At 49.5% G+C, this 22,859-nt stretch carries 20 protein-coding genes; 11 read left to right on the forward strand and 9 right to left on the reverse strand.

Going from position 1 to position 22,859, the window contains the following annotated elements:
• The first annotated feature begins 322 nt into the window (after positions 1-322).
• On the forward strand, positions 323-1,324 hold the full coding sequence (locus OIK42_RS16820; RefSeq protein WP_273642244.1) for a LysR family transcriptional regulator: 1,002 nt from the start codon (positions 323-325) through the stop codon (positions 1,322-1,324).
• A 4-nt stretch (positions 1,325-1,328) separates the two neighbouring features.
• On the opposite strand, the gene yjeH is transcribed toward OIK42_RS16820, so the two are convergent.
• Positions 1,329-2,576 (reverse strand): L-methionine/branched-chain amino acid transporter, encoded by a 1,248-nt coding sequence (gene yjeH / locus OIK42_RS16825; protein WP_273642245.1) that lies wholly within the window; start codon positions 2,574-2,576, stop codon positions 1,329-1,331.
• 328 nt (positions 2,577-2,904) lie between these two features.
• On the opposite strand from yjeH, the gene OIK42_RS16830 reads away from it, so the two are divergent.
• Positions 2,905-3,087, forward strand: coding sequence for a hypothetical protein (locus tag OIK42_RS16830; protein WP_273642246.1), 183 nt, complete (start codon positions 2,905-2,907; stop codon positions 3,085-3,087).
• A gap of 98 nt (positions 3,088-3,185) precedes the next feature.
• On the opposite strand, the gene katG is transcribed toward OIK42_RS16830, so the two are convergent.
• On the reverse strand, positions 3,186-5,426 hold the full coding sequence (gene katG, locus OIK42_RS16835) for a catalase/peroxidase HPI (RefSeq protein ID WP_273642659.1): 2,241 nt from the start codon (positions 5,424-5,426) through the stop codon (positions 3,186-3,188).
• A gap of 432 nt (positions 5,427-5,858) precedes the next feature.
• Here katG and OIK42_RS16840 point away from each other — a divergent pair, with 432 nt between their 5' ends.
• Both OIK42_RS16840 and nei read left to right on the forward strand, forming a co-directional pair.
• The gene (locus tag OIK42_RS16840; RefSeq protein ID WP_273642247.1) at positions 5,859-6,326 is read left to right on the forward strand and encodes a hypothetical protein; all 468 of its coding nucleotides are present in this window, start codon (positions 5,859-5,861) and stop codon (positions 6,324-6,326) included.
• Positions 6,327-6,534: 208 nt separating this feature from the next.
• Positions 6,535-7,356, forward strand: coding sequence for an endonuclease VIII (gene nei, locus OIK42_RS16845; RefSeq protein ID WP_273642248.1), 822 nt, complete (start codon positions 6,535-6,537; stop codon positions 7,354-7,356).
• A 17-nt stretch (positions 7,357-7,373) separates the two neighbouring features.
• On the opposite strand, the gene OIK42_RS16850 is transcribed toward nei, so the two are convergent.
• The 4 genes from OIK42_RS16850 to OIK42_RS16865 form a co-directional block, all read right to left on the reverse strand.
• Positions 7,374-8,060, reverse strand: coding sequence for a pseudouridine synthase (locus OIK42_RS16850; protein ID WP_273642661.1), 687 nt, complete (start codon positions 8,058-8,060; stop codon positions 7,374-7,376).
• A 52-nt stretch (positions 8,061-8,112) separates the two neighbouring features.
• A complete protein-coding gene (locus OIK42_RS16855) occupies positions 8,113-8,850 on the reverse strand; it encodes a dienelactone hydrolase family protein (protein WP_273642249.1) in 738 nt (245 codons plus the stop codon).
• A 106-nt stretch (positions 8,851-8,956) separates the two neighbouring features.
• Positions 8,957-10,225: a hypothetical protein gene (locus tag OIK42_RS16860; RefSeq protein WP_273642250.1), complete on the reverse strand. Its 1,269-nt coding sequence runs from the start codon at positions 10,223-10,225 to the stop codon at positions 8,957-8,959.
• Between the two features lie 214 nt (positions 10,226-10,439).
• Entirely contained in the window at positions 10,440-11,459 is a 1,020-nt protein-coding gene (locus OIK42_RS16865) for a zinc-dependent alcohol dehydrogenase family protein (protein WP_273642251.1), read from the reverse strand.
• A gap of 266 nt (positions 11,460-11,725) precedes the next feature.
• On the opposite strand from OIK42_RS16865, the gene OIK42_RS16870 reads away from it, so the two are divergent.
• Complete coding sequence (locus OIK42_RS16870) at positions 11,726-12,898, forward strand: GGDEF domain-containing protein (RefSeq protein WP_273642252.1); 1,173 nt, start codon at positions 11,726-11,728, stop codon at positions 12,896-12,898.
• Between the two features lie 112 nt (positions 12,899-13,010).
• Positions 13,011-13,373 (forward strand): MmcQ/YjbR family DNA-binding protein, encoded by a 363-nt coding sequence (locus OIK42_RS16875; protein WP_273642253.1) that lies wholly within the window; start codon positions 13,011-13,013, stop codon positions 13,371-13,373.
• 89 nt (positions 13,374-13,462) lie between these two features.
• On the opposite strand, the gene OIK42_RS16880 is transcribed toward OIK42_RS16875, so the two are convergent.
• On the reverse strand, positions 13,463-14,920 hold the full coding sequence (locus OIK42_RS16880) for an alpha/beta hydrolase (protein WP_273642254.1): 1,458 nt from the start codon (positions 14,918-14,920) through the stop codon (positions 13,463-13,465).
• Between the two features lie 118 nt (positions 14,921-15,038).
• Here OIK42_RS16880 and OIK42_RS16885 point away from each other — a divergent pair, with 118 nt between their 5' ends.
• The 3 genes from OIK42_RS16885 to OIK42_RS16895 all read left to right on the forward strand — a co-directional run bounded on the left by OIK42_RS16885 (position 15,039) and on the right by OIK42_RS16895 (position 19,276).
• On the forward strand, positions 15,039-15,908 hold the full coding sequence (locus tag OIK42_RS16885; protein WP_273642255.1) for a hypothetical protein: 870 nt from the start codon (positions 15,039-15,041) through the stop codon (positions 15,906-15,908).
• A complete protein-coding gene (locus OIK42_RS16890; protein WP_273642256.1) occupies positions 15,908-16,606 on the forward strand; it encodes a LytR/AlgR family response regulator transcription factor in 699 nt (232 codons plus the stop codon). The genes OIK42_RS16885 and OIK42_RS16890 overlap by 1 nt, the downstream gene beginning before the upstream one ends.
• A 297-nt stretch (positions 16,607-16,903) precedes the next feature.
• Positions 16,904-19,276, forward strand: coding sequence for a TonB-dependent receptor domain-containing protein (locus tag OIK42_RS16895; RefSeq protein ID WP_273642257.1), 2,373 nt, complete (start codon positions 16,904-16,906; stop codon positions 19,274-19,276).
• An 87-nt stretch (positions 19,277-19,363) separates the two neighbouring features.
• On the opposite strand, the gene OIK42_RS16900 is transcribed toward OIK42_RS16895, so the two are convergent.
• Positions 19,364-20,260, reverse strand: a complete 897-nt coding sequence (locus tag OIK42_RS16900) for a LysR family transcriptional regulator (RefSeq protein ID WP_273642258.1) — start codon at positions 20,258-20,260, stop codon at positions 19,364-19,366.
• A 455-nt stretch (positions 20,261-20,715) separates the two neighbouring features.
• Between OIK42_RS16900 and cspE the strand changes: the two genes are divergently transcribed.
• Positions 20,716-20,925 carry a transcription antiterminator/RNA stability regulator CspE gene (cspE, locus tag OIK42_RS16905; RefSeq protein ID WP_273642259.1) on the forward strand — a complete coding sequence of 70 codons (210 nt, stop codon included), beginning with the start codon at positions 20,716-20,718 and terminating at the stop codon, positions 20,923-20,925.
• Positions 20,926-21,015: 90 nt separating this feature from the next.
• Positions 21,016-22,338, forward strand: a complete 1,323-nt coding sequence (locus OIK42_RS16910; protein ID WP_273642261.1) for a DEAD/DEAH box helicase — start codon at positions 21,016-21,018, stop codon at positions 22,336-22,338.
• 101 nt (positions 22,339-22,439) lie between these two features.
• On the opposite strand, the gene OIK42_RS16915 is transcribed toward OIK42_RS16910, so the two are convergent.
• Positions 22,440-22,832, reverse strand: coding sequence for a fibronectin type III domain-containing protein (locus OIK42_RS16915; RefSeq protein WP_273642262.1), 393 nt, complete (start codon positions 22,830-22,832; stop codon positions 22,440-22,442).
• Positions 22,833-22,859 lie beyond the last annotated feature (27 nt).

Here is a 22,859-nt window from a genome sequence, read left to right on the forward strand (position 1 = left end):
GACTAAGAAAAGTGCAGCTATTTCCGGAAGAAAAAAGAATATTGAGGGCTATAAGTAAAATATAGAGCTATCATTATTATTCATATTAAACAATGACTTAATCCTCATTTGCTGCAATAAAATATTTTATAAAATATATGCAGATAACAACCTGTTAACACTTGGGTATTAAAACCTGACCATTTGGTGGCATGTAACTTGCTGAATTCGAAGTAGAAATCATTTAATTTCGAAATAATGAATGATTTGTTACAAGCCATTGATTTGCTGTGTTATTCAAAACAGTCGGCAAGTCGCTATCAATCAGTTGAGTAATGCGTAAATGAATTCAAAACAGCTTCAGTATTTTCTTGTGACAGTACAAAAAGGAAGTATTGCCGCTGCAGCGCGTGAGCTTGATATTGCTCAGCCTGCGATCAGTCAGCAACTGGCAAACCTCGAAAGAGAAATGAGCTGTGCATTGTTTGATCGAAGCTTTAAAGGCGTTAGTCTCACCGCGGCAGGAAAGATGTTCGAAAAGCATGCGAAAAAGCTCATCGATGATATTAATGTGGCCAAAATGGAATTGCAGCAGCTGGCGTCTAATCAGCAGGGGACGGTAAGGGTTGGTATGTTGCCGTCAATTGGTAATGTATTATCCATGTCGCTGATTGCTCAGGTCTCACAATGGCATCCACAATTAAAACTGGAGATCAGCACTGGCCCTTCGTACGCGGTAAAAGAATGGTTGCAAAGCAACCAGGTTGATATCGCCCTCACTTATGAGCAGGAGATCGAAGCGGGTTTTATGTCGCTTTATCCGCTGATCGAAGAATACATGTATCTGGTGGTCGGCGTTAATGATGCGTCTGCGTATTATCAGCTGTTAAAACATCGGGAAACCATTTGTTTCTGGGAATTAAGTGAGTTTGAACTATTAACGCCAGGACCTAAAGATGCACTGGGACGGCTCATTGACCAGTACGAGCACGATACTGGTGTTGGGTTAAAGCATGATAAAGCCTATTCAGGTCAGCTTATGACCGGGCTGCGCCAGGTAATCCAAGGCGAAGGACTGATGATATTACCCTCAGCCGCCATGTACCACCTTGAGGAAAGTAAGGTGGTGCAGTCGATTAAAATTATTCAGCCTGAAATGAAGCGTAAGGTATTGGCTGCCACTAACAGTAATTTCGCAATGACGGATGCCATTGTGAAAATGCTCGCGATTATTCAGGAAGTTACTTCCAAAGAACAGCAAGTGGGTCATTGGCGCGGCAACCTTGTAGGTCAATTAGTTCAGGATGATGCTAAGTTACATGTGCCGGGTTCAGTCGCTATCTAAGGGCTTAGGTTACCGCATTCGGTTTGCGACGACGTTGCTGCAGCCATAATAATGGTGCACAAAGGGCAAATAACCCTAATGCATAAAGCATCTTACTGCCCAGCCCTACGGCGATGACGCCACAAAACAGAGCACTGAAACAGACCTGCGGGCGGTGACGCCGCGACAGCAATTTGTAAGCAGCCAGCATACTGGCCAGATAAATAAGTACAAAGACACCATTCACCCAGCCAATTAAATCTTCAAGATTGTACGCACTCATATGAGTGAAGATAAGGGTTGCAGAGATGACGGCCAGAATGGTTTGTAACGCTCGCTGTGGAATACCATAGTGATTTAAAGTGGTAAAATAAGCGGGGAGTACCCCATCCTGACTCAAACTCCAGCAAAGGCGCGATAAACTCGCGGTATAAACATTAACGGTAGCAAGGCCACCCAATACGCCCAGCACGCCAATCACGTACCCACCATATCCTCCTACCGACTGATCAAACACGGCAGCCATCGCCAGCTTACTCTCTGGTGTGCCAGTGACCAGATAAGTGCAACCCAGGTATATGCCGCCCACTAACAGCGTGCCGGTCATGATCGCCGGTATCAGATCCTTTTCTGGCTCGCGAAAATCGCCGGCTAAGTGTGACAGCGCTTCAATACCCAGAAAGCTCCAAAAAGCCAGTCCCATGGCTGACAGCATGTCGCTGACATTCAGTGCGGTGTGCGTGTTTAATTCGGGCGGGGTTGCCGGTGTTAGCAGGCCTATGCCCAGGAGTGTCAATACCACCAGTGTAATCAGCAAGGTGAGGCCAAGTTGTAAGGCGGCAGAAAACTGAATGCCACGAAAGTTCAGGCACCACACTAAGCCAATAATTGCCAGTTGAACAGGCAGGCTGAACGCCGGACTCAGTTGAAATAAAGACTCAACAAACCAATAGGTCATGATAATGGCCGCCGGCGCGCCAATGGGTACTACACATAAAAACAGCACCCCAACCGTACGCCCAGCGGTGAGGCCATAGGCTTTTTCTACAAAGTAGGCGGGACCACCGGCGTGAGGATATCGCGCAGACAAGGTGGCAAATACCAGCGCAACAGGCAGTATCGCAAGTGTCAGAAGCAGCCAGGTCAACAATGCCCAGTCGCCGGCAACAATCACCGTCATTTGCGGTAAAATAAAGACACTGGTACCCAGTAATGTTGTGGTGAGTAACCCCGCTCCATGCCAGCGGCCAATTTTTTGTTGACTGGAACTCATAAATGAATGACTTAATGATGGCGAAATTGTGATTATACCGCGCATTGTCGGAAAACGGACGGGCTATTTTAGGCGCTGGCACTGAGCATGCTGTGACCAAAGTGTTACTGTCGTGCTAGTATCGGTGTCAGTGTTTTTGACACTGTGACGCAGAACCTTTGCTAAGTAAAAGTTAATTCTTTGAAATTCAGTGCAAAAGTACCTATGGCCTGAATTATGCTGCAGTGAAGCATAAGTCATAAAAGCAATGGGCTTTTAGGTACTCAAGGGAGTTAAACGAACTCTGGATGGTACAATGCCAACACAGGAAGAGTAGTAGAGGTATTTTATGTCTTGTTTAACCCGGCAGTTACAACACAAACTTGCTCGCTATATTCAGAAAAAACTTAATGTTGAATCGCCCTGCGATCCGTCGGTTGTGAGGGATGAGCTGATCAATCGCGGCGTGTGTCCGTGCAGCGTCACCGAGGGGCAGGTCAGGCAAATCTTAGAAGTCGCAGGGTATAAGTAGCCAATCCCGCTGTGCAAGGTCTCACCGACCTTTTTTAAGTATAAAAAAAGGCGCCTCATCAGCAATGATGGGCGCCTTTGTTGTCGGGTTTTAGCGATTTACTTAAGATCGAAACGGTCGTTTTGCATTACTTTTACCCACGCATCAACGAAATCGTTGATGAACTTGGTGTTGGCATCGGCTGACGCATACACCTCAGCTATGGCGCGTAACTCTGAGTTAGAACCAAAAATCAGATCAACCGGAGTCGCCGTCCATTTCAGCTCGCCAGAGGCGCGATCACGTCCTTCGTAAACACCTTCATCGTCAGTTTTACTCCACTTGGTGCGCATATCCAGCAGGTTAGTAAAGAAGTCATTACTTAAGCTGCCTGGCTTGTCGGTAAATACACCGTGGTCCATGCCTTTATAGTTGGCATCCAGCGTACGCATACCGCCCAACAGTACAGTCATTTCCGGCACCGTCAGGTTCAGCAGGTCAGCTCGTTCCACTAACATCTCTGCTGGCGACAGGTAGTTCATCTCCGGCGCGTAATAGTTACGGAATGCATCAGCGGTTGGCTCAAGTACCGCAAAGGATTCAACGTCGGTCATATCCTGTGAGGCATCCATACGACCCGGTACAAAGGGCACGGTGATATCGTGACCTGCATCTTTAGCTGCCTTTTCCAGTGCCGCAGCACCCGCCAGGACGATAATGTCAGCAGTTGAAATTCGCTTGTCACCCGCTGCACTGCGGTTAAAGTCGCGTTTTACTTTCTCAAGCGCCATCAGCACTTTGTCCAGCTCTGCCGGGTTGTTCACCGCCCAGCTATTTTGCGGTGCAAGACGAACGCGGGCACCGTTTGCACCGCCGCGCATATCAGTACCACGATAGCTTGCGGCTGACGCCCAGGCCACTCTCACCAGTTCAGGAACCGTTAAACCGGTATCCAAAATGGTGTCTTTTAACTTCGCCACATCCGCATCGTTCACCAGCGTATGATTAACGTCTGGAATCGGATCCTGCCATATCAGCGCTTCTTCTGGCACTTCATCACCCAGGTAGCGCGCACGCGGTCCCAGGTCACGGTGATTCAGCTTAAACCACGCTTTGGCAAAGGCCAGCTCATATTCGTCCGGGTTGGCGCGGAAGCGCTCGGCAATCTTGCGAAACTCCGGATCTTTTTTGATGGCGATGTCAGTAGTAAACATTATTGGAGCGTGACGTTTACCTTTTACATGCGCATCGGGTACCATCTGGGCAGCAGACGGATCATCCGGCACCCACTGAATTGCCCCCGCCGGGCTTTTCGTTTGAACCCAGTTAAAGCTAAACAGGTTATCCAGGTAGTTGGTTGTCCACTGAGTTGGTGTCACCGTCCAGGCGCCTTCTAAACCGCTGGTGGTGGTGTCTTCAGAGTGGCCTTTGCCACACTTGTTTTTCCAACCGAAACCCTGCTCTTCAATATCGGCAGCAGCCGGCTCAGGGCCAACGCAGTCTTCTGGCTTTTTCGCACCGTGGGCTTTACCAAAGGTGTGGCCACCGGCTATCAGGGCGACGATTTCCTCGTCGTTCATGGCCATACGACCAAAGGACATACGAATGTCTCTGGCGGCGGCCAGTGGATCAGGTTTGCCGTGCGGCCCTACCGGGTTTACATAAATAAGGCCCATCTCCACAGCGGCTAATGGCCCCTTGAGCTTGCCATCTTTACCACGGCGCTCGTCGGTGAGCATTTGTTCTTCGGGACCCCAGTAAACGTAATCCGGCTCCCAGTCGTCTGCGCGACCGCCAGCATAACCGTAAGTTTTAAAGCCCATGTCTTCCAGGGCAACATTACCGGTCAGTGCCATTAAGTCAGCCCAGGAGATGTTGCGGCCATACTTTTGCTTTACCGGCCAGAGTAAGCGGCGGGCTTTGTCGAGGTTGGCATTGTCCGGCCAGCTGTTAAGCGGATCAAAACGCTGTTGACCACCCCCGGCTCCGCCGCGACCATCATGAACGCGATAGGTACCGGCAGCGTGCCAGGCCATACGTATAAAAAATGGACCATAGTGGCCATAGTCTGCTGGCCACCAGTCTTGTGACTGTGTTAGCACTTCACGAATATCCGATTTGACCGCTTGTAAATCAAGCGCGTTAAACGCTTCGGCATAATCAAAATTGTCACCGTAAGGATTAGATTCGACGCTGTGCGCACGTAACTGCGTTAAGTCCAACTGTTCCGGCCACCAAAAACTGTTTTTCTTTGCTTTGCCAGCTTCTGCCGATACGGTTTCGGCGTGGACTGTTGGTGTCAGTACAACCGGCGACAGTGCAAAGGCAACTGCTGCGGCGATGGATAAGGTCTTTTTCATTGTCATAATTGCTCTCCTCGTTACTGGACGATCCCAGCGTGTTAACAACTTAATTGTTAGCGAGAATGGCCGATTTAGATAATTGAAAAATCAGATTGTCATGATTGGAAAATGCGTAAGTGAAATAAAACATTTTAATAACAATGGCTTCTATTTAATTTTTAGCGGCGTAAAAAATTCGTGCGCGGTGGTGAAGATAACGCCGAAAAGATGAGCTAAGGCGGCGGTTTCAACATTGCGATTGCTTTTCTGAGCTAAAGCGTGGTGTTTTCCCGACTTTTAAACCGGTCTTACAAACGCTGTTGAAATTAAAGTAATGCAATACATCCTGTTGATAATAAATTACTAATTGGCTACTACTGAGTAGCAGGTTGATTATGGTATGCTCATTCTTCGTACCCCGGCTGCGCGCCATTTACTTCGTTTATGATTATGGGAACAACACAACGACATTTGGTCAATTTGGATATGCTGCTGGCTGATGTAGAAATGCTCGATACATCACAGTACAGCAATCACGCGCATCAAAAGTTGCTATTGGAAATACAAAGTGTGCTGGAACAGCTGGAAATAGCTGTTCAGCACGAAACCGTATCGTCTTTTCAAAAAGCCGTGGCGGCCACTGGTTTGGCTAAAGCGCTCGAAGATAAGCGCATGCCAGGTATTTACAAGCGTTTGATTGGTTATGTTTTGCAATACTGGCAAGCAGATAAAAAAGCGGCAGAGATACTCGCCTCAGAGTTTGACGGTAATGCAGATAAACGTTTGGAATTACTGCAGGTGAAAGGTATCAAAGCTAAATCACAGTTTAAAACAGTTGCCCGCGCAATGGGACGAACCGATTACGAGCATTTTATTAAAGCTCTGGGGTTAGTTCATGATGACTGGCTATGGTCCTGACCCTCCGGATGCAAGCTCCACTGCCGTAAGCTGAGCTGATTAACGGTGTTTTTTAATCTGAGCCCGGTAACTTAACGGGATGCTGAAACAAGGGGCCAAAACACTCCCTGCCCACAACTCACGCACCAACATTAATTCGCTGTTGATGTCATCCGGTAAGCTCGCTGCTGACGTATCAGGATTTATTTGGTAACAACAAGGAGCGCGCGTGCCTGAGGGGCCGGAAATACGTCAAAGCGCTGATGCGCTTGCGCAAGCATTGGTTAACCAGCGTTTAGAGCGCGTAACCTTAGGGCTTGACGCCCTGAAGCCATTTCACAGCCAGCTCACCGGACAGCTGGTTAAAGCGGTTACCTGCAGAGGCAAAGCCATGCTGATTCATCTGGCGAACGGCTTGTCGGTATATTCGCATAACCAGTTGTATGGCTTGTGGGTAATCGCAAAGCGGGGCGAGATACCAGACACCCGGCGCTCGCTGCGTTTAGCGCTGCATACAAAAGAGCGTAGCGCGCTGTTATACAGCGCCTCGGATATCAGTGTGTGGCAGACAGAGCAGTTATCACAGCACCCCTTTCTGCGTAAGCTTGGTCCCGATGTACTCAGTGAGCAACTGGATGCCAGCGTTATTGCTGAGCGGTTGCTGAATAAACGTTTTAGTGGCCGGCGCTTGTCCGCGTTGTACCTGGATCAACACTTTGTTGCAGGGCTCGGCAATTACCTGCGTAGCGAAGTGCTGTTTTTTGCCGGGCTGCATCCGGATAAAAAACCCAGAGAACTCACTCACGCAGCTATCCATCAACTCGCCGAACAAACCATTATCGTATCGAAGCGCTCTTATCACACCGGCGGCTATACCGTACCTGTTAAAGCAAAGCAGGTACCTGCGCCATCCCGCACCGATTACGAAGCCAGCCGCTTTATGGTTTTTGGCCGTGACCAAAAGCCTTGCCGGGTTTGTGGTGAGCTGATTGTGCGGGCTGAACGCAACAGCCGTCGCGTTTATTTTTGTCCGGCCTGCCAGCAAGTTTGAACATTCTGGCTAGGGTGTTATTCGGGGATGCCCAGCGGTGTTGGCGTCAGCGGCAAAAATGGTATAGCGGCGCAAAAGCGTTGCCAGCTATTATCACGGGGATGCCTGAGTATTAATGTTTCGGCATGCAGTTGCAGTCGGGGTAATGATGTTGCGCCATTTGTATTAAACGAGTGGGCGTACAGACGATCGCCCATTATCGGATGGCCAATGGCTTGCATATGCACCCGGAGTTGATGAGAGCGGCCTGTTACCGGGCGTAATTCTACCCAGCTCTCACCGCCCCATTGATTATCCTCGGTATGCAGCACGGTGTAGTGGGTGAGAGAGGGTTTGCCCTGCTCGGTATCAACCCTTTGGGTTGGTCTGTCCGATGCATTTGTACTGAGCGGTAAATCGATACTGCCTTGCTGTTGGCTGACGATACCGTGCACTCTGGCGAAATAGCGCTTGTGGGTAATACGGTGATGAAATTGATGCGACAGACTGCGGTTGGCAGCTTTGTGCATAGCCATAACGATGACACCGGACGTGGCCCAGTCGAGCCTGTGCACCACCGATGCAGTCGGGAATACCCGCTGCACACGGCTACTTAAGGCATCTTTATGACTGGGGCGATTACCCGTTACACTTAATAACCCGCTGGGTTTATTCAGTACAATGATATCGTCGTCCCGGTGCAACACCGTCAAATAAGGTGACATTGGCGGATCGTACACAAAAGGCTGTCGCACGTTGATGGCTCGCAATGTCAGCTTAGCGCAGCGTGCGTTGAAATAGAGCGGTTGCCTGTTGATACATTTGCAGCGCCAACGCACCATCATAACGTTCGCCCTCGTCACGCATAAATGCATGTACAGCGTTGACTTCCAGCCACTGATAGTTGATACCACTGGCAATACAGTGCTGATATAGAGTTTGCCGACCTTCATGGGGCACATGGGGATCCTGCTTACCCCACACAAAAAAGATCTCACCCTGAATATCTTTCATTCTGGCCAGGCTTTGTTCAGCGTCAGGGGCGGGTAAGGTATTGCTGTGAATATCCGTTGCATACAAACAAAAAGCGGACTTGATCGCCGGATTAATGGCAGCGCGGTAAGCCAGGTGACCGCCCAGGCAGACTCCCATAGCGCCAATATGACCATTGCAATAGGGCGATGTCTGGCAAAATTCAATCATGGCTGCCGTATCGCTGTCGTGGTCAGCCAGGGGCTTGGTCCACTTATCATTGTTGCCCTTATCTTTGCCGGCATCATCATAGCCAAGTACAGTGCCGATAGGATTTAATTCATGAAATACCTCCGGCACAATCACCACGAAGCCCTGGCAGGCCATCATTGCCGCAGAGCGTGCAATAGGCGCTGTATGCTGGAAAATTTCTGAATAAAAAATGATAGACGGGAAAGCGCCTTCCATAGCGGGACGATAGATATAACAGCGCATAAGACCGGTTGCGGTATTGAGATCGCGAGTTTCCTGAGTAATTTGCATAATTTACGTTTTCTTGTTGCATGATAATACGGTGATGGCGTTACTTTAGCATTAAATTCGGACCTGCGCCGTGGGATTAATATAATCAGTGATCGCCCGTCCAGCCTCACAGAAGCACTGCGTTGACCACGCAGGCAAGCCCCCACATCACCACAACATAATGCCAGTTATTTTTGATGATCTGACGAGACGATATACCGTAACGCCCGGTCATGACCAGGCCAATTCCCGAAAGCGGGCCCGAGCCGGTAGAAATGGCCCATGTGCTTAAAAACATAAAACCAAGGCTGGCTGGATCGGGTGACAGCGGTAAAAGGATGGGGCTGACGACGGCGATACTAATTAACGGGTGCACGCCCACCAGGCCTGCGCCTATCATCGCGGCACTGAACAGGGCAAACATGCCGGCATCAAATGGATAGCGGTGTAAGTCGATGAGCCCGGGATGGATTGCCAGTAAGGTTTTGATACCGGCAGAAAATACCCCGGCCGCCAAAAATAACGCAAATTGCGCCCCGGCACTTAACAACCGGTGCTCAATAAAATGCCGGATGACAGGCCCGCGCGGGCGCTCGCGCATGAACAGCAAGGAACCCAACACCGACAAAATACTGATTAATACAATAATACTCACATCCGGAAAATAATGGTGCAAAAGCAATACTGAAGCCGCCATGAGAATGGGGATCACCAGGCTCTCTGCTTGCAACGGATAGCCCTCAAATTGCGCCGGGTCGCGCCGTCTGATATCTAACAAGGTATAACCTATCGCCAAAATGGTCATCACAACACCGGGTATGATGGTTGCTGTCCAGGTCATTCCGGGGGCGTACATCAGGGCGACGCCGGTAGCTATAAAAAACGGCGACCACCAGGCTGCAGCCGTGAAACAACGTGTCAGGGCAATTTGCTGGGCATTACTAAGTGTTCCCTGGCGCCTGAGCCTGTCACCAAAAACCAGTACCACCGACAAATTAATCACTGCTCCCAGCAAATTCGTACCAATAGTGGTAATCACCGCGGCCCGGTTGCCACGGGGAAGGGGGGCATCAGCATCTGGCGCATTGGTCAGTGATAAAAAGGAAATTGCAACAAACATAGTGAGCAACGGCACATTAGCCGCAAATACTGCCTGCCAGTCTATGTCGACCTGCAGCGCTATACCGACCACCAGACCTGCCAGGCCTAATACAAACAGACTCAGCGATTGCTTGCGGGCTGAGCGGTTCAGCGTCGGTAGCATGGCTGCCATAGTCAGCCAGGCCAGTACCACCGCAACAGATCCTGATAACCAACCGGCAACGGCCATTAGCTGGCTGGCCAGGGTAACAATGGCCAGCCAGCCACCGGCTTTACTGAGTGAGATTGAAGTCATTATGACGATTGGATTTTTAATGGTTAAACGGGCTTGTATCTTATCACTGTGCAATACGACTCGCAGCCCTGTTGAACGCAGAGGATACCTTTAAACTGATATCAGTTTTTTCAGCACGCCAAATATTACACCTGCAACCTGGTGTAGTCTTGCGCCGCCAGGTAATTGGGAGATGAGGGGGGCCAGCGCAAACTGGCACCCTGAGGCATCAAGCTTATCCGTCCAAGGTGTAATCAATGGCGATTTTGCCGAAATGGCCGGCCGAAACTTCATATTTAAATGCTGCGGTTAAATGTTCAAGCGGAAAGGTTTTATCGATCACCGGTTTAAAACCCATTTGCTCCACCGCTTCAACCATGTTTTGTTGCATTTCACGGTTGCCGACCACAATACCCTGCAGGCGGATCTGTTTTAGCATCATTGCCGCCGTGGGGACCTCGCCATTAAAGCCGGTTAATACACCAATTAACACAATGGTACCGCCCACCCGGCAGGCGTTGATTGATTGGGTGAGTGTGGCAGGCCCGCCGACTTCCACGACCACATCAACGCCGCCGCTGGACCACTGCGCTACGGTGTCGCCCCAACTGGTGTCGTCTTTATAATTGACGGTAAAGTCGGCGCCCAGCGCTTTGGCCTTGTCGAGTTTTCTGTCGCTTGATGAGGTAATAGCGACCTCGGCGCCCATGGCCTTCGCCAGCTGCAATGCAAAAATTGACACACCACCGGTGCCCAGCAATAACACTTTGTCGCCGGCTTTTATGTTGCCTTCTGTGACCAGAGCACGCCATGCTGTGAGTCCGGCGGTGGTAATGGTGGCCGACTCTGGCGCGCTCCAACCCTGCGGCGCCTTGGTAAACCAGTGTTGCGGGGTTACTACCATGTCCCGGGCATAGCCATCGATGCCATCACCAGGGGTGCGACTAAAGTCGCCGACCGTGGGCCCGCCGGTTTGCCAATCGGGGAAAAAACACGAAACCACGCTGTCACCGACGTTAAAATCGGTCACCTCATCGCCAACGGCAACCACGATGCCAGCGCCGTCGGCCAACAGGATTCGGTCTTTGGTCTCATTCGCTGTACCCATGGCAACACCTAAATCATGGTAGTTCAGTGAGCTGCCCTGTAGTTTTACCATGATTTGCTCGCCGGTCGGCGCCTGTGGTTCGTCAATATCCGTAAGGGTAAGGCCGTCGAGGCCGTCTTCTGGTTTTGCTGTAATTATCGCTCTCATAAATGTGTTAACTCCTTTTTATGGATGTCTGTCATTGCATACGCACAGTAGCGTATTTAGTTCGATGTTTTTATCTGGCTGCGGTATAAGCGTAAAAACAATCATTTTGTGCTGCAATACAGGGGCGTTGAGCAGTCAACACGGTATGCGTTCGTATACCTTTTAGGTGTTATCCATAACTTAGATATGGGCTAATGGTCAGACTTCGTTGGTATAGTGACTGATAGTGATTACTAAAAGTGTCGGAATGGAGCGTATTGCATAGTATGGCGCTACCAATAGCGACCAGTGTTGCCACGGCCTTTATTGTCAACTTGCTGGTTTGTATTTATTTTTATGCCATGTATAAGAAGCAAAATGGTCATTGCTCTTATCTGCACTGGTCAAGATCCTGCGGGCTGTTTGCCAGCGGGATACTCTTGTGTGTGGTTGCGCACCAGTACAATAATTTCCAGGTGCTCAATGCGTTATCATGTTTTCTTCTGTATGGGTCGACCTACGGCTTATTTTTTGGGCTTAACTTATTTGAGTTGACGCGTCATTCCTCAAAACTGTTTCAAAAAGCGCAAATACTGTTCTTCGCGGGCGCGGGCGCTATCCTCATTACCAGCTTTTATGGACAGCTCGTTAACGCTGTGGCGTCGGTATTCATGGCGATCATGTTTTTGGTAACAGAAGGGTATTTCCACGATCGCAAGTCGCCTTATCAAACTGCTTACAACGCCATGCGTGCGGTGCTATTACTACATTCTTTTATCATGTTTCTGCAAGGTGCTGTGCTTTTCGCGAAGACTTTTTCAGGTCACGACAACGCCACGAATCAGTTATTTGAAGCCGCATTGCTGTCACATTTGATACTGGTGATTGTTACTGCATTATTGTTACCGGTATTACATCTGTTGCGTCAACGCCGCTACTGGCGGGAAAAAGCGGATACAGATGATCTGACGCTCTTACTGAGTCGGCGAGCGTTTATCCAGAGAGCCTATTTGTCGCTGGCCGATCGCAACATACCCAGCCATTCATTGCTGATGGTGGATATCGATCATTTTAAAAACATCAATGACAAATATGGTCACCCCCTGGGTGACAAAGTGCTGAAACAAGTTGCCAGTGTTATGACAAAAGTGATTAGACAGTCGGATATCATTGGCCGACTGGGAGGCGAGGAGTTTGTTATTCTTATGCCCGGCGCGTCTTCAGATGAGGCCCTTCGAGTGGCTGAGCGCTTACGGCATGCGATATCAAAAGTTGTCATTACCGAGCACAGTGAGTCAGTGACCACTACCGTTAGTATTGGCATCTCTGCCTCATCGGAATTGCTGGATACCTGGGATTTATTACTGGAAAATGCTGATCAGGCGCTGTATAACGCCAAGCGACAGGGGCGCAATATGGTGTGTAAATTTGACTCTCCACAGCCCTTTCTGGGTACCTGAAAAACGCTTTTTTCAGCGCCTGTGTATGGCCTGCGGCTGGAATAACAGCCATACTGGCTAGGCTTTGGTACAAACCCTTTAACACTTCAATTATATCGCACGGCAATTGACGATGAATCACCAACAGTTTAATGCTTACTGCGCGAGCTTTTCAGCGACGACTCATGTAGTGCAGTGGGGAAATTCTGATGTGTGGAAAGTGGGCGGAAAAGTCTTTGCTATTGGTAGTCTGAGTAAAAGTCAGTCGCCTGCGTATACCTTCAAAACCTCTGCTTTGAACTTTGAGTTTTTACTTAACGCCCCGGGCTATATTCCGGCCCCCTATCTGGCCAGCAGGGGGCTGAAATGGATTCAACAGGTGGATACCGCTGGCCATCTGGATGATGATCTTAAGTATTACATCGCAGAATCTTACCGCATTGTGTCCTCTGGCCTGAGTAAACGCCAACGCGTTGAACTGGGGATTGCAACTTAAGCCGGTTTGCCCCGGGAAAACCAGGGACAAACTGATTGGTTTGTGCTGCGCAGCAACGGCGTGTTGACTTGTTTGCGGTAAGTTTCATGTCAGCGAGCAGGCATTGCCAGAGCGGGCAGCGGGAGTTGTATCACCGAACTGCTAAGCGGCTTACTGCGCATAAACGCCTGAATTGTTTGGGTAACAGCGGGTGAACTCATAAACAAATTATGACCCGCGTTTGCAACCGTAACAAACTGCGCCGCCGACATGCCACGCAAGGCTTCTCGCTGCGACGTGGGATAGGTACGGCCATCAAGTGTGCCAGATAAAACCAGTACTGGTATATCGCTTTGCGGAATGCGGCGAAAGTGCTCACCCAGATCCATTCTGGGGTCCAGGTTGGCCAACAGTGGCATCGGAAAATTAAGCTGTAACCCAAGCACGGCATCGTTAGCCTGTTGTTCTACCATGGCAAGACGCTGAGCGGAAATACCCGATGAAATATCCATAGCCGTTGGCATCAGATCAAACATTAAGGGGCGGTCAGCGTAGCCAAATTGTTGCAACAGACCCTGTAGCATCCTTGAGTCGCCATGGCCAAGCGATTGGTATAGCTGTATCAATGTTGCCAGATATGGCCCCGGATCGGCAATCATAAAACTGGCCGTGCGTTGCAGGTGAGTGGCATTGACCGGCACAGAGACAGCAGTGCCGTCCTGGCGGGTAAGCGTCAGTTCTAGGGGAGCATCATTAAGAGTCTGATGTACACGGCGCATTAATTTAAGTAAATCAGGAACCTGTTCTCCCAGAGCCTGGGCATTGAGGACATCCTGTACGCGCTGAAAATAGGCATCTGTGCGAGCGGGTAACTTTACCGTTTGAGACAGTCCTTCGACGCTGGCCAACACCAGTTTATCAATATGCTCAGCAAATTCCTTTACTGCTGCGAGGGCTAAGTGGGAGCCATAGGATATCCCCCACAACGAGACTTTCTCAGCACCCAAATGAAGGCGCAGATCGTTAATATCGAGGGCATTCTGGGTGGTATTGTAGCCATAAATATCGATGCCTTGTTGTTGCCAGTGTACAAAGCATTGTCGCACCGCTTCGCGATAAAGCAATCGCCAGCTGGCTTCGTCATACAACCGGGATATGTCTGGTTGGTTGGTAGCCATGCATTGCTCAGGCTTTTGTGACTGACCGGTACCACGTTGATCCAGGGCGATCACGTCACCAAATTCACGCATCGCCATAAACAGTTCAAAGCGCCGGCCTTGTGCGGTGCGAATACCCGAGCCCCCTGGCCCCCCGGCGAGATAAATTATCGGTGGTCCGGCGTTGTCCCTGGTTGCAGGAAAACGGACATAGTTAATCCGAATATGCCGCGATGAGGGATTGTCGCGATTTTCCTTTACCATTAGCTGCCCCTGGTAGGCATCCACTTGTGTACCGTTATTTGCGGTAAAGATCATCGGGGTTTCATTTTCAATATTGGCGGCCAGTGGGCGGCCAATGCTGGTTAGATAAAAAAGTAAAAATGCTATTAATACGTAAATGCTTCGCATAGAATTTTCATCGCTGTTGGTTGAAGACAGCAATATTCAAACGTAACCACTGCAATAAACCTATGATAATTCGGTAAACGGTGGCGCTAAGGCAGTTGATCCGGCTAAAAGGTAGCAAATGTTCGATAAACGGCTTACAGATTATCCCGTTGTGTTAACTCTCATTATCGCAATTTTACTGGGTACAGCCGGTGGCACGTTTTATTGGCTGACCAGTCAGTCTACTGAGCCCGTAAGCAGGTTGACAACATTTGACTTTTCACGCCCCGTAGCAGTGTGTGAATTAGCTTCGGTGCCAGTATCTGTTAAGCAAATCAATTCCGCACAATGCACGGAGCAGCGGTTAGGCAGTATTGACACGCAGGGAAGATTGCTTGCAGTTCGGCTCAGTTTTGATGCTGAACCTCGCTGGCTTAATGCGCAAGATCCGGTTGGTTTGTGGTTATTTGCTAAAGCGGCATCCAGCGTATTTTTAAATGGGCAACTGCTTGGTCATAATGGCAGACCTGCAGCTGATAGTGCTGAAATTCCGGGTCGAATTGATTCATCATTTTTTATTCCGGCCAACCTGTTGCAACCAAGCGCGAATGAACTGGTATTAGTTATGTCCGCGCAACATGGATTGCTGAAACTAGGCTTTCCGCTTTACTTTTTGGCATTGGGCGACTATTCATCTCCAGGCGGCTTTTACGCGCAAAAAACGGTCAGTGGTTTAATACTGGTAGGCATGTTTTTGGTCGGTATGCTGTTCTTTTTTGCTCTCGGGCTGGGCCGTCACTATCAGCGTGGGTATCGCTATATGGCTTTACTTAGTCTGATTGCCGGATTACATCAGTTTGCGGAAATTTATCGTGGTCTGTACGGGTATGACTACCCTGTACATGACTTACGCTTACTCCTGGTAACAGCCTGTGCAGTTGCCTTTGGTTTAGTGCTACTGGGCTACAGTGCATCGCTGTTTAACCCTAAAAATCGTGGGTATGGGTAGTGGCCGGTTCACTCATCACGCTGGCCAGTGTAATTGTGGTGCCGGGATTTGATTTGAAAACCACAGTGGGATTGAGCCTGCCGGTCAGCATGAGTTTATATTTAACCGCACGTCGCTGGTTAAAAGACCGGCCAAAAACTGCTGGTACCTGGACACTGGTGCAAAGCCTGTTTGTCTGTTCTGCTCTGCTAGCCAGATCGGCGTTTCATGACACGGTGTACTTTTTGCTGCTGGCGGGTTTGCTGATTTATTTGTTTTTTCAACAAGCCGCGCTTATGCGACAGCAAATGCGTAAAAGTGAGGAAGACCGCCAGGTTATAACCAAACTGGAGTATCGTCTGGCTGAGACGCAACAGAGAAAAAGTCCAACGAAGTTAGAAATTAGCACTAACGGTAAAACCGAATTCGTGCGCAGTGAACAACTCGCATTTTGTCAGGCCGCTGGCGACTATGTTGAGCTCAACCTGTTGGATGGCAGTCAGAAACTGTTTACCGGGACACTCAGGCAACTCGAGTCATTGTTGCCCGAAACCTTTGTGCGTGTTCATCGCTCGTATATGGTGAACCTGGACAAAGTGGCAGCATTATCTGCCCAGTCCGAGACCACCACCGCTATGCTGAAGCTCGAAAACGCACAGACTGTGCCGGTAAGCCGGCGGCTGTTACCTGTGGTACGAGCAACCCTGAAAGCACGTTAGTCACACAACCGGCCCACCGCCCAGGTTACTGTTGTTTAATCTTGCCAAACAAGGCGCAATAAGTGTTAACACCTCGACAACAGGTGAATCGCAAAGTGAAAACGCGCTGCTTAGCATCGTGTAAGCCTTCCCGTGACGGCTTGTAAAAAGCATCGATCCCCTCCGGTCTAAACTCTCCACTTACTCAATGCAAATGATAATAGATATCATTTGCATTGACATTTGTTTTTATGGCCCTATTATTAGCAACCCTCAACACACAGCAACACAACGCATTCGCAATAAAAAAGGACTATCATGATTTCTCGTTACGCATACTCTTGTCTGGCAATAGCAATCCAGTTTGGTTTAGCGCAAAACGCTGTCGCAACAGCCGTGCCTGGTAATGATGACATTGAGCACCTGGTTGTTACCGCTACGGGGTTTGAACAAAAAATTACCGAGGCACCGGCCAGTATCTCGGTGATCACAGCCGAAGACTTAAAAACCCGCTCGTTTACCTCACTGCTCGATGCCGTGAAATATCAGGAAGGCATTGATATCGGCACCTCACGCGATAAAACCGGCCAGGGGAGCGTGAGTATGCGTGGGCTAACGGGGGAGTACACGCTGCTACTGATAGACGGTCGCCGGCAAAACAATCATGGTAATATTTACCCGAATAACTTTGGTGGTAATGCCTTTAATCACATGCCGCCGCTCGATACCATCGAACGCATCGAAGTCATCCGTGGCCCGGCATCAACCTTGTACGGTGCCGATGCGCTGGGCGGGGTAATTAACGTCATCACTAAAAAGCATCGCAGCGAATGGGGCGGCAATATCAGCTTTGGTCGCAGTGTTCAAACCAACGATGATTTTGGTAACGACATTACCACCGACTTCTCAGTGACCGGCCCGTTAATCGATAACGTATTAAGCTTAGGTATTCGCGGTAGCCTCTACGAGCAGCAGGCGTCCACGCCGCAGCTGGCACCTGCGGTCGATCCCAATGGCGTTGTGCATGTGCGCTCGCTGGGGTTTGGAAGTGGTGGACGCACCGTCGATAACAACAGTGAACACTATGGTTTCAGCCTTAACTATACACCAGCTAAAGGCCATGAGATTGCCTTTGACTACGATGACTCACACCAGGAATACGACAACACCCCTGAGTATAATCTTGAAACCGGTGAAATCGTTTATCCGCTCGGCACGCGTGACAGTATCGAAAGTTTATGGCAGGCACGCCGGGGCCAGGTTAACCCGCGGGCGGGGTACGCTGCCGAGCAACAATTTGACCGCCAGTGGTGGTCGGTGGCTTACGACGGGCAATGGAGCTTTGGTACCGTGGCGACGTCATTGGCCTACGTCGATACCCAGAACAATGGTCGAACGCTGCCACTGAGCGTTGCTGAGCGGTTATTATTACAAGCAATGTATGATGGCACCGGTGAGTACGCGGATATGAGTGAAGACGAACGTCGCGATTTGGCCGAGCAAACCTTTTTGCCGCGCCCGGCGCGTCCCCTTGATAGCAGTCAGTATACCTTTGATCTACGCTTTGATATTCCGGTCGAAGATTTCGCAGGCGATCACAATATTGTGCTCGGCGCACAGGTTATCGATGGTGAGCTAAAAGACGGTGTGTTTGGTCTGGAATCAGGACAGGCCGGTGCAGTGCAGGAGCAGAATATGTACTCACTGTTTGCCGAAGACAACTGGGGCATACTGGATAATATGACCCTGACTGCCGGCTTTCGCTATGACGACCATGAAGTGTTTGGCAGCCAAACCTCGCCGCGTATTTATGCGGTGTACAACCTGAGCGACTACTGGACGGTTAAAGGTGGGGTAAGTACCGGCTATAAAACCCCGCAAACTACCGATCTGTATGATGGCATTATCGGTTTTGGTGGCCAGGGCACCAGCCCGTTTGCCGGTAATCCCGAGTTGCAGCCTGAAACCAGCGTCAACTCAGAGATTGCGCTGTACTGGAGCCGCGGTGAGCACAACTTTAACATTACCTACTTCAGTACTGAGTTTGAAGATAAGATTGCGCGGGGCGATACGGTACAAAGCTGTAACACCACCGGTGGTGTGCGCCCTTGTGTTAACTTAGGTGAGTACGACGAACTTGGCTACGATACTTACAGCCAGAGCATTAATATTGATAAAGTCGAACTGCAGGGCATTGAGATGGCCGGTCGCTATGCGTTAACAACTGACTGGTCGGTGTATGCTAACTATACTTGGACTGACAGCGAGCAAAAAAGTGGTGCCAACGCCGGCTTGCCGTTAACCAATACGGCTGAACATATGGCGAACGTTAACATTACCTGGGATATCAGCGCCGATCTGAACGTGTACCTGCAAGGTGAGTTTCGTTCGGACAGATATCGTGGCTATGACTCAGTGTTAGAGCGCGAGCTGTATTTTAAAAATTACTCGCTGCTTAATTTGGGCGCACGCTGGACACTCAACGATTACGTTGTGGTTAACTTACGCATCAACAACCTGCTTGACCGCGACTTTACGACGTACTCGGTAACCTATGACGATCTCAATGATGATGGTCAGTTTGAGTATTTAACGGGCCGTGGGGTAACCAGCGAAGTGAACTTTACCGATGATTACAATGTTAAGGATAAAGCCCGTAACTTATGGGCGGGCGTAACCGTCAGTTTTTAATCTCTGAGCGATACGACTCACACCCCGCCTTGTTTCATGCAGGCGGGGTGTTTTTTATTGTGGAGTCTGTTTTTAAAAAAACGCGCGTTAACCGTAATTGGCATCGGTTTGCTTGGCTAGCCTTATAAAGTCGCTAATGTATTCTATTTTGGTATCACCGTTACGAATGCCAACGTGAATTTGCTTCATGATGCCCTGTTCGCCAAAACGCAGGCTGGTGAGGGGCATCTGTTGTGCATGTTGCTCAATCAACCAACCAGGCAGCGCAGCGACACCACGACCTGCTGTTACCATTTGCAGCATTATCTCGGTGGCTTCAATACGCTTGTGTTGCTTAACACCACAGCCCGCCGGAGATAAAAACTGACTGAACACATCGAGTCGCTGGGGTTCAACCGGATAGGTAATAAGTATTTCATCGGCCAAATCGGCAGGCGTAATGTGCGCGCGCGTTGCCAGCGGGTGGTCAGCGGCTACCACCAGACGGTGCTCGTAAGCAAATACCGGAATAAACTCTACGCCGCTAATAAACAGTGGGTCGGGCGTGATGAGCATATCAATATCGTAATCGAACAAAGCGCGCATGCCGCCAAACTGAAATGCCTGTTTAACATCAACATCGACATTCGGCCAGCGCTCTAAATAAGGGGCCACAACCTTGAGTAACCATTGATAGCAAGGGTGGCACTCCATGCCAATGCGTAACGTGCCTAATTGGCCTTTGGCAATTTGTTTAAGCAGTGCTTCGGTGTGTTCAAACTGCGGCAATATGCGCTTAGCGAGCAACAAAATTTGCTTGCCTGCGCGGGTTAAGCGCAGTTTTCGGCCATCCTTTTCCCACAGCGGCGTACCTAATTGCTGCTCCAGTTTTTTCATGCTGTGGCTGAGTGCTGACTGACTGAGGTGCAGGGATTCCGCCGCCTGCGTCAGCGTGCCCTGTTGTTCAATTGCCGTTAGTACGGCGAGGTGAAAGCGTTCAATCATAGTGATGATTAATATTCATGGATTTGTTAAATAATACCATTATTTTTAATCATTAGTGCTGGTCCTGAGGTTATAAGCCCGGTTTTACGCCTGATTTGCGCAAGTTAAGCGTAAGGCGGCTAGCGAGCGTCTCGAATAAGGCGAACCGCTCGCTGTTTCACGCGTTTAAATAATGGCTGTAGAGACGGGCGGCCAGCGGTTGTTAGAAATAAATAGTGGGAGGTTAAATAATAAACTAGGACATTTGGATAAAGGGTGATACTATTCGTCCCGCCTCAAAAAGGTTCTATTTTTATTTGATCACTGCTTCTTCCGTTCGTCCATGTAAGTCTCCTAACGCGATTCACATTAAGACAATTCCGATTCAAGCCTGGTAGAAAACTGATAGCCCGCGAGTGCATGAATGGGTCGATGATTGTCGACTCGCAAAAATTTAAAATATTTAGGAGTTACCCATGTCTAAGACGACTGGTACAGTAAAATGGTTTGACGAAGCAAAAGGTTTTGGTTTTATTACACAGGAAAATGGCGGCAAAGACGTATTTGTACATTTCCGTGCGATTAAATCTGACGGTTTCCGTTCTTTGAACGAAGGTCAAGCCGTGGAATTTGTTGTAGAACAAGGCAACAAAGGCCCTCAGGCTGCTGACGTAGTAGTACTGTAAATTAGAAATTTATCTAAGATCGCAGGCGCCTGTCGCCTGCTTATCCACCCCCTGTTATCCGCATTCCGCGTCTCCAATACCGAGGTATCAATGTCATTTAGCCAACTTGGGCTTTGCGCACCACTTCTTAAAGCTGTTACCGAAAAAGGTTACAGTGAACCTTCACCTATACAGCAAGAAGCGATTCCCGCAATCCTGACCGGTAAAGATGTCCTGGCGGCCGCGCAAACCGGTACCGGTAAAACCGCAGGCTTTGCCTTACCTGTATTGCAGCGTTTAGCGGCAGGGCCAAAAGCTCAGTCAAACTCAATTCGAGCGTTGATTTTAACCCCCACCCGTGAGCTTGCTGCGCAAGTAGAAGCGAACGTGCGTGAATACAAAACCCATCTGCATTTAAAAAGCGCAGTGGTATTTGGTGGCGTGGGCATTAACCCACAAATGCGTGCATTACGTTCAGGCGTTGATGTGCTGGTAGCCACACCCGGTCGTTTGCTCGATTTATATCAGCAAAATGCCGTTAAGTTTAACCAACTTGAAATTTTAGTGCTGGATGAAGCGGACCGTATGCTGGATATGGGCTTTATTCACGACATTAAACGTATTTTAAAACTGTTGCCTAAACAGCGACAGTCGCTGCTCTTTTCTGCCACGTTTTCACCGACGGTGACTGAATTAGCAGAGAGCATCACCAATAACCCGTTAAAGCTCTCTACTGCACCGGCCAATACGGCAGTAGAAATCATTGAGCAGCATTTAGTTGCGGTAGATAAGTCGCGTAAAATCCCCGCGCTTATCAGTCTGATTAAACAGCAGAACTGGAAACAGGTACTGGTATTTAGCCGCACTAAACATGGCGCTAACCGGATTACCACCAAGCTGTGCGCTGCCGGTATTCCCAGCGCCGCGATTCATGGTAATAAAAGCCAGGGCGCGAGAACGAAAGCCCTTAAAGAATTTAAAGACGGTACTATCGATGTGATGGTGGCGACCGATATCGCCGCCCGTGGTATCGATATCAGCGCTTTACCGGTCGTGATTAATCTGGACCTGCCGAATACGCCGGCTGATTATGTTCACCGTATCGGTCGTACCGGACGTGCCGGCGCAAGCGGTCAGGCATGGTCACTGGTGAGTGCTGATGAATTGGATCAGTTAAAAGATATCGAGCGATTAACCCAGCAACTGATTCCGCGTCAGGACTTGGCGGGCTTTGAGCCAAGCCAAAAATTGGCCGAAACCACGCTGCAGGCACCGAAGAAAATTAAAAAGCCTAAGAAGCCAAAAGCTGCGCAAGCTGAGCGCGGCGCGCCAAGAGCGGCTGGCGGGCCATCGCATAATGCGGATAAGCCTCGTCAACAGCGTCGTCGCCGGGTGCATACTGGTCAGTCTAAAGGCAATATCGCCATTGCATAATGGTAACTAAATAAGCCGCGCGAAGCTGAATTGCTAAGCGATAAAAAAGCCCCGCCGGGCAACTGTCCGGCGGGGCTTTTTGTTGTTGTGCGGGTATTTTCCTACTTCAGTCTCACGCTCACTGTGTTGCTATAGCCTGATACTTCAGCATTGTTATACGCCTGTACCCGATAAGAGTAGTTGCCGCTTGCCAGTGCATCAGCGTTATCGGTTGTAAAGGTCGTATCCGCCCCTGCCACGGCGATACGTTGAAACGACACCTGACCTTTTTGCTTTAGGCCACGTTCCACATAAAAGCCTAATTCACTGGTGCTGTTATCCGTCCAACTGAGGGTAACCGTACTGCCGCTTTGGCTGACTGTTAAATTCCCCGGGGCTGCTAGCGCATCAGGTTGCGGTTCCGGGTCAGGATCAAGCAGTGTACTGAGAAATGTTAAAAAAGCGAAACATAACAGTCGGGGCACGTATTGATTAGCGCAATGACGGCGTGACATGGGGAGTCAGTCACAAAAATCAATATT

Origin of the sequence: Alteromonas gilva, assembly GCF_028595265.1 — a bacterium.
Classification (GTDB): Bacteria; Pseudomonadota; Gammaproteobacteria; order Enterobacterales; family Alteromonadaceae; genus Alteromonas; species Alteromonas gilva.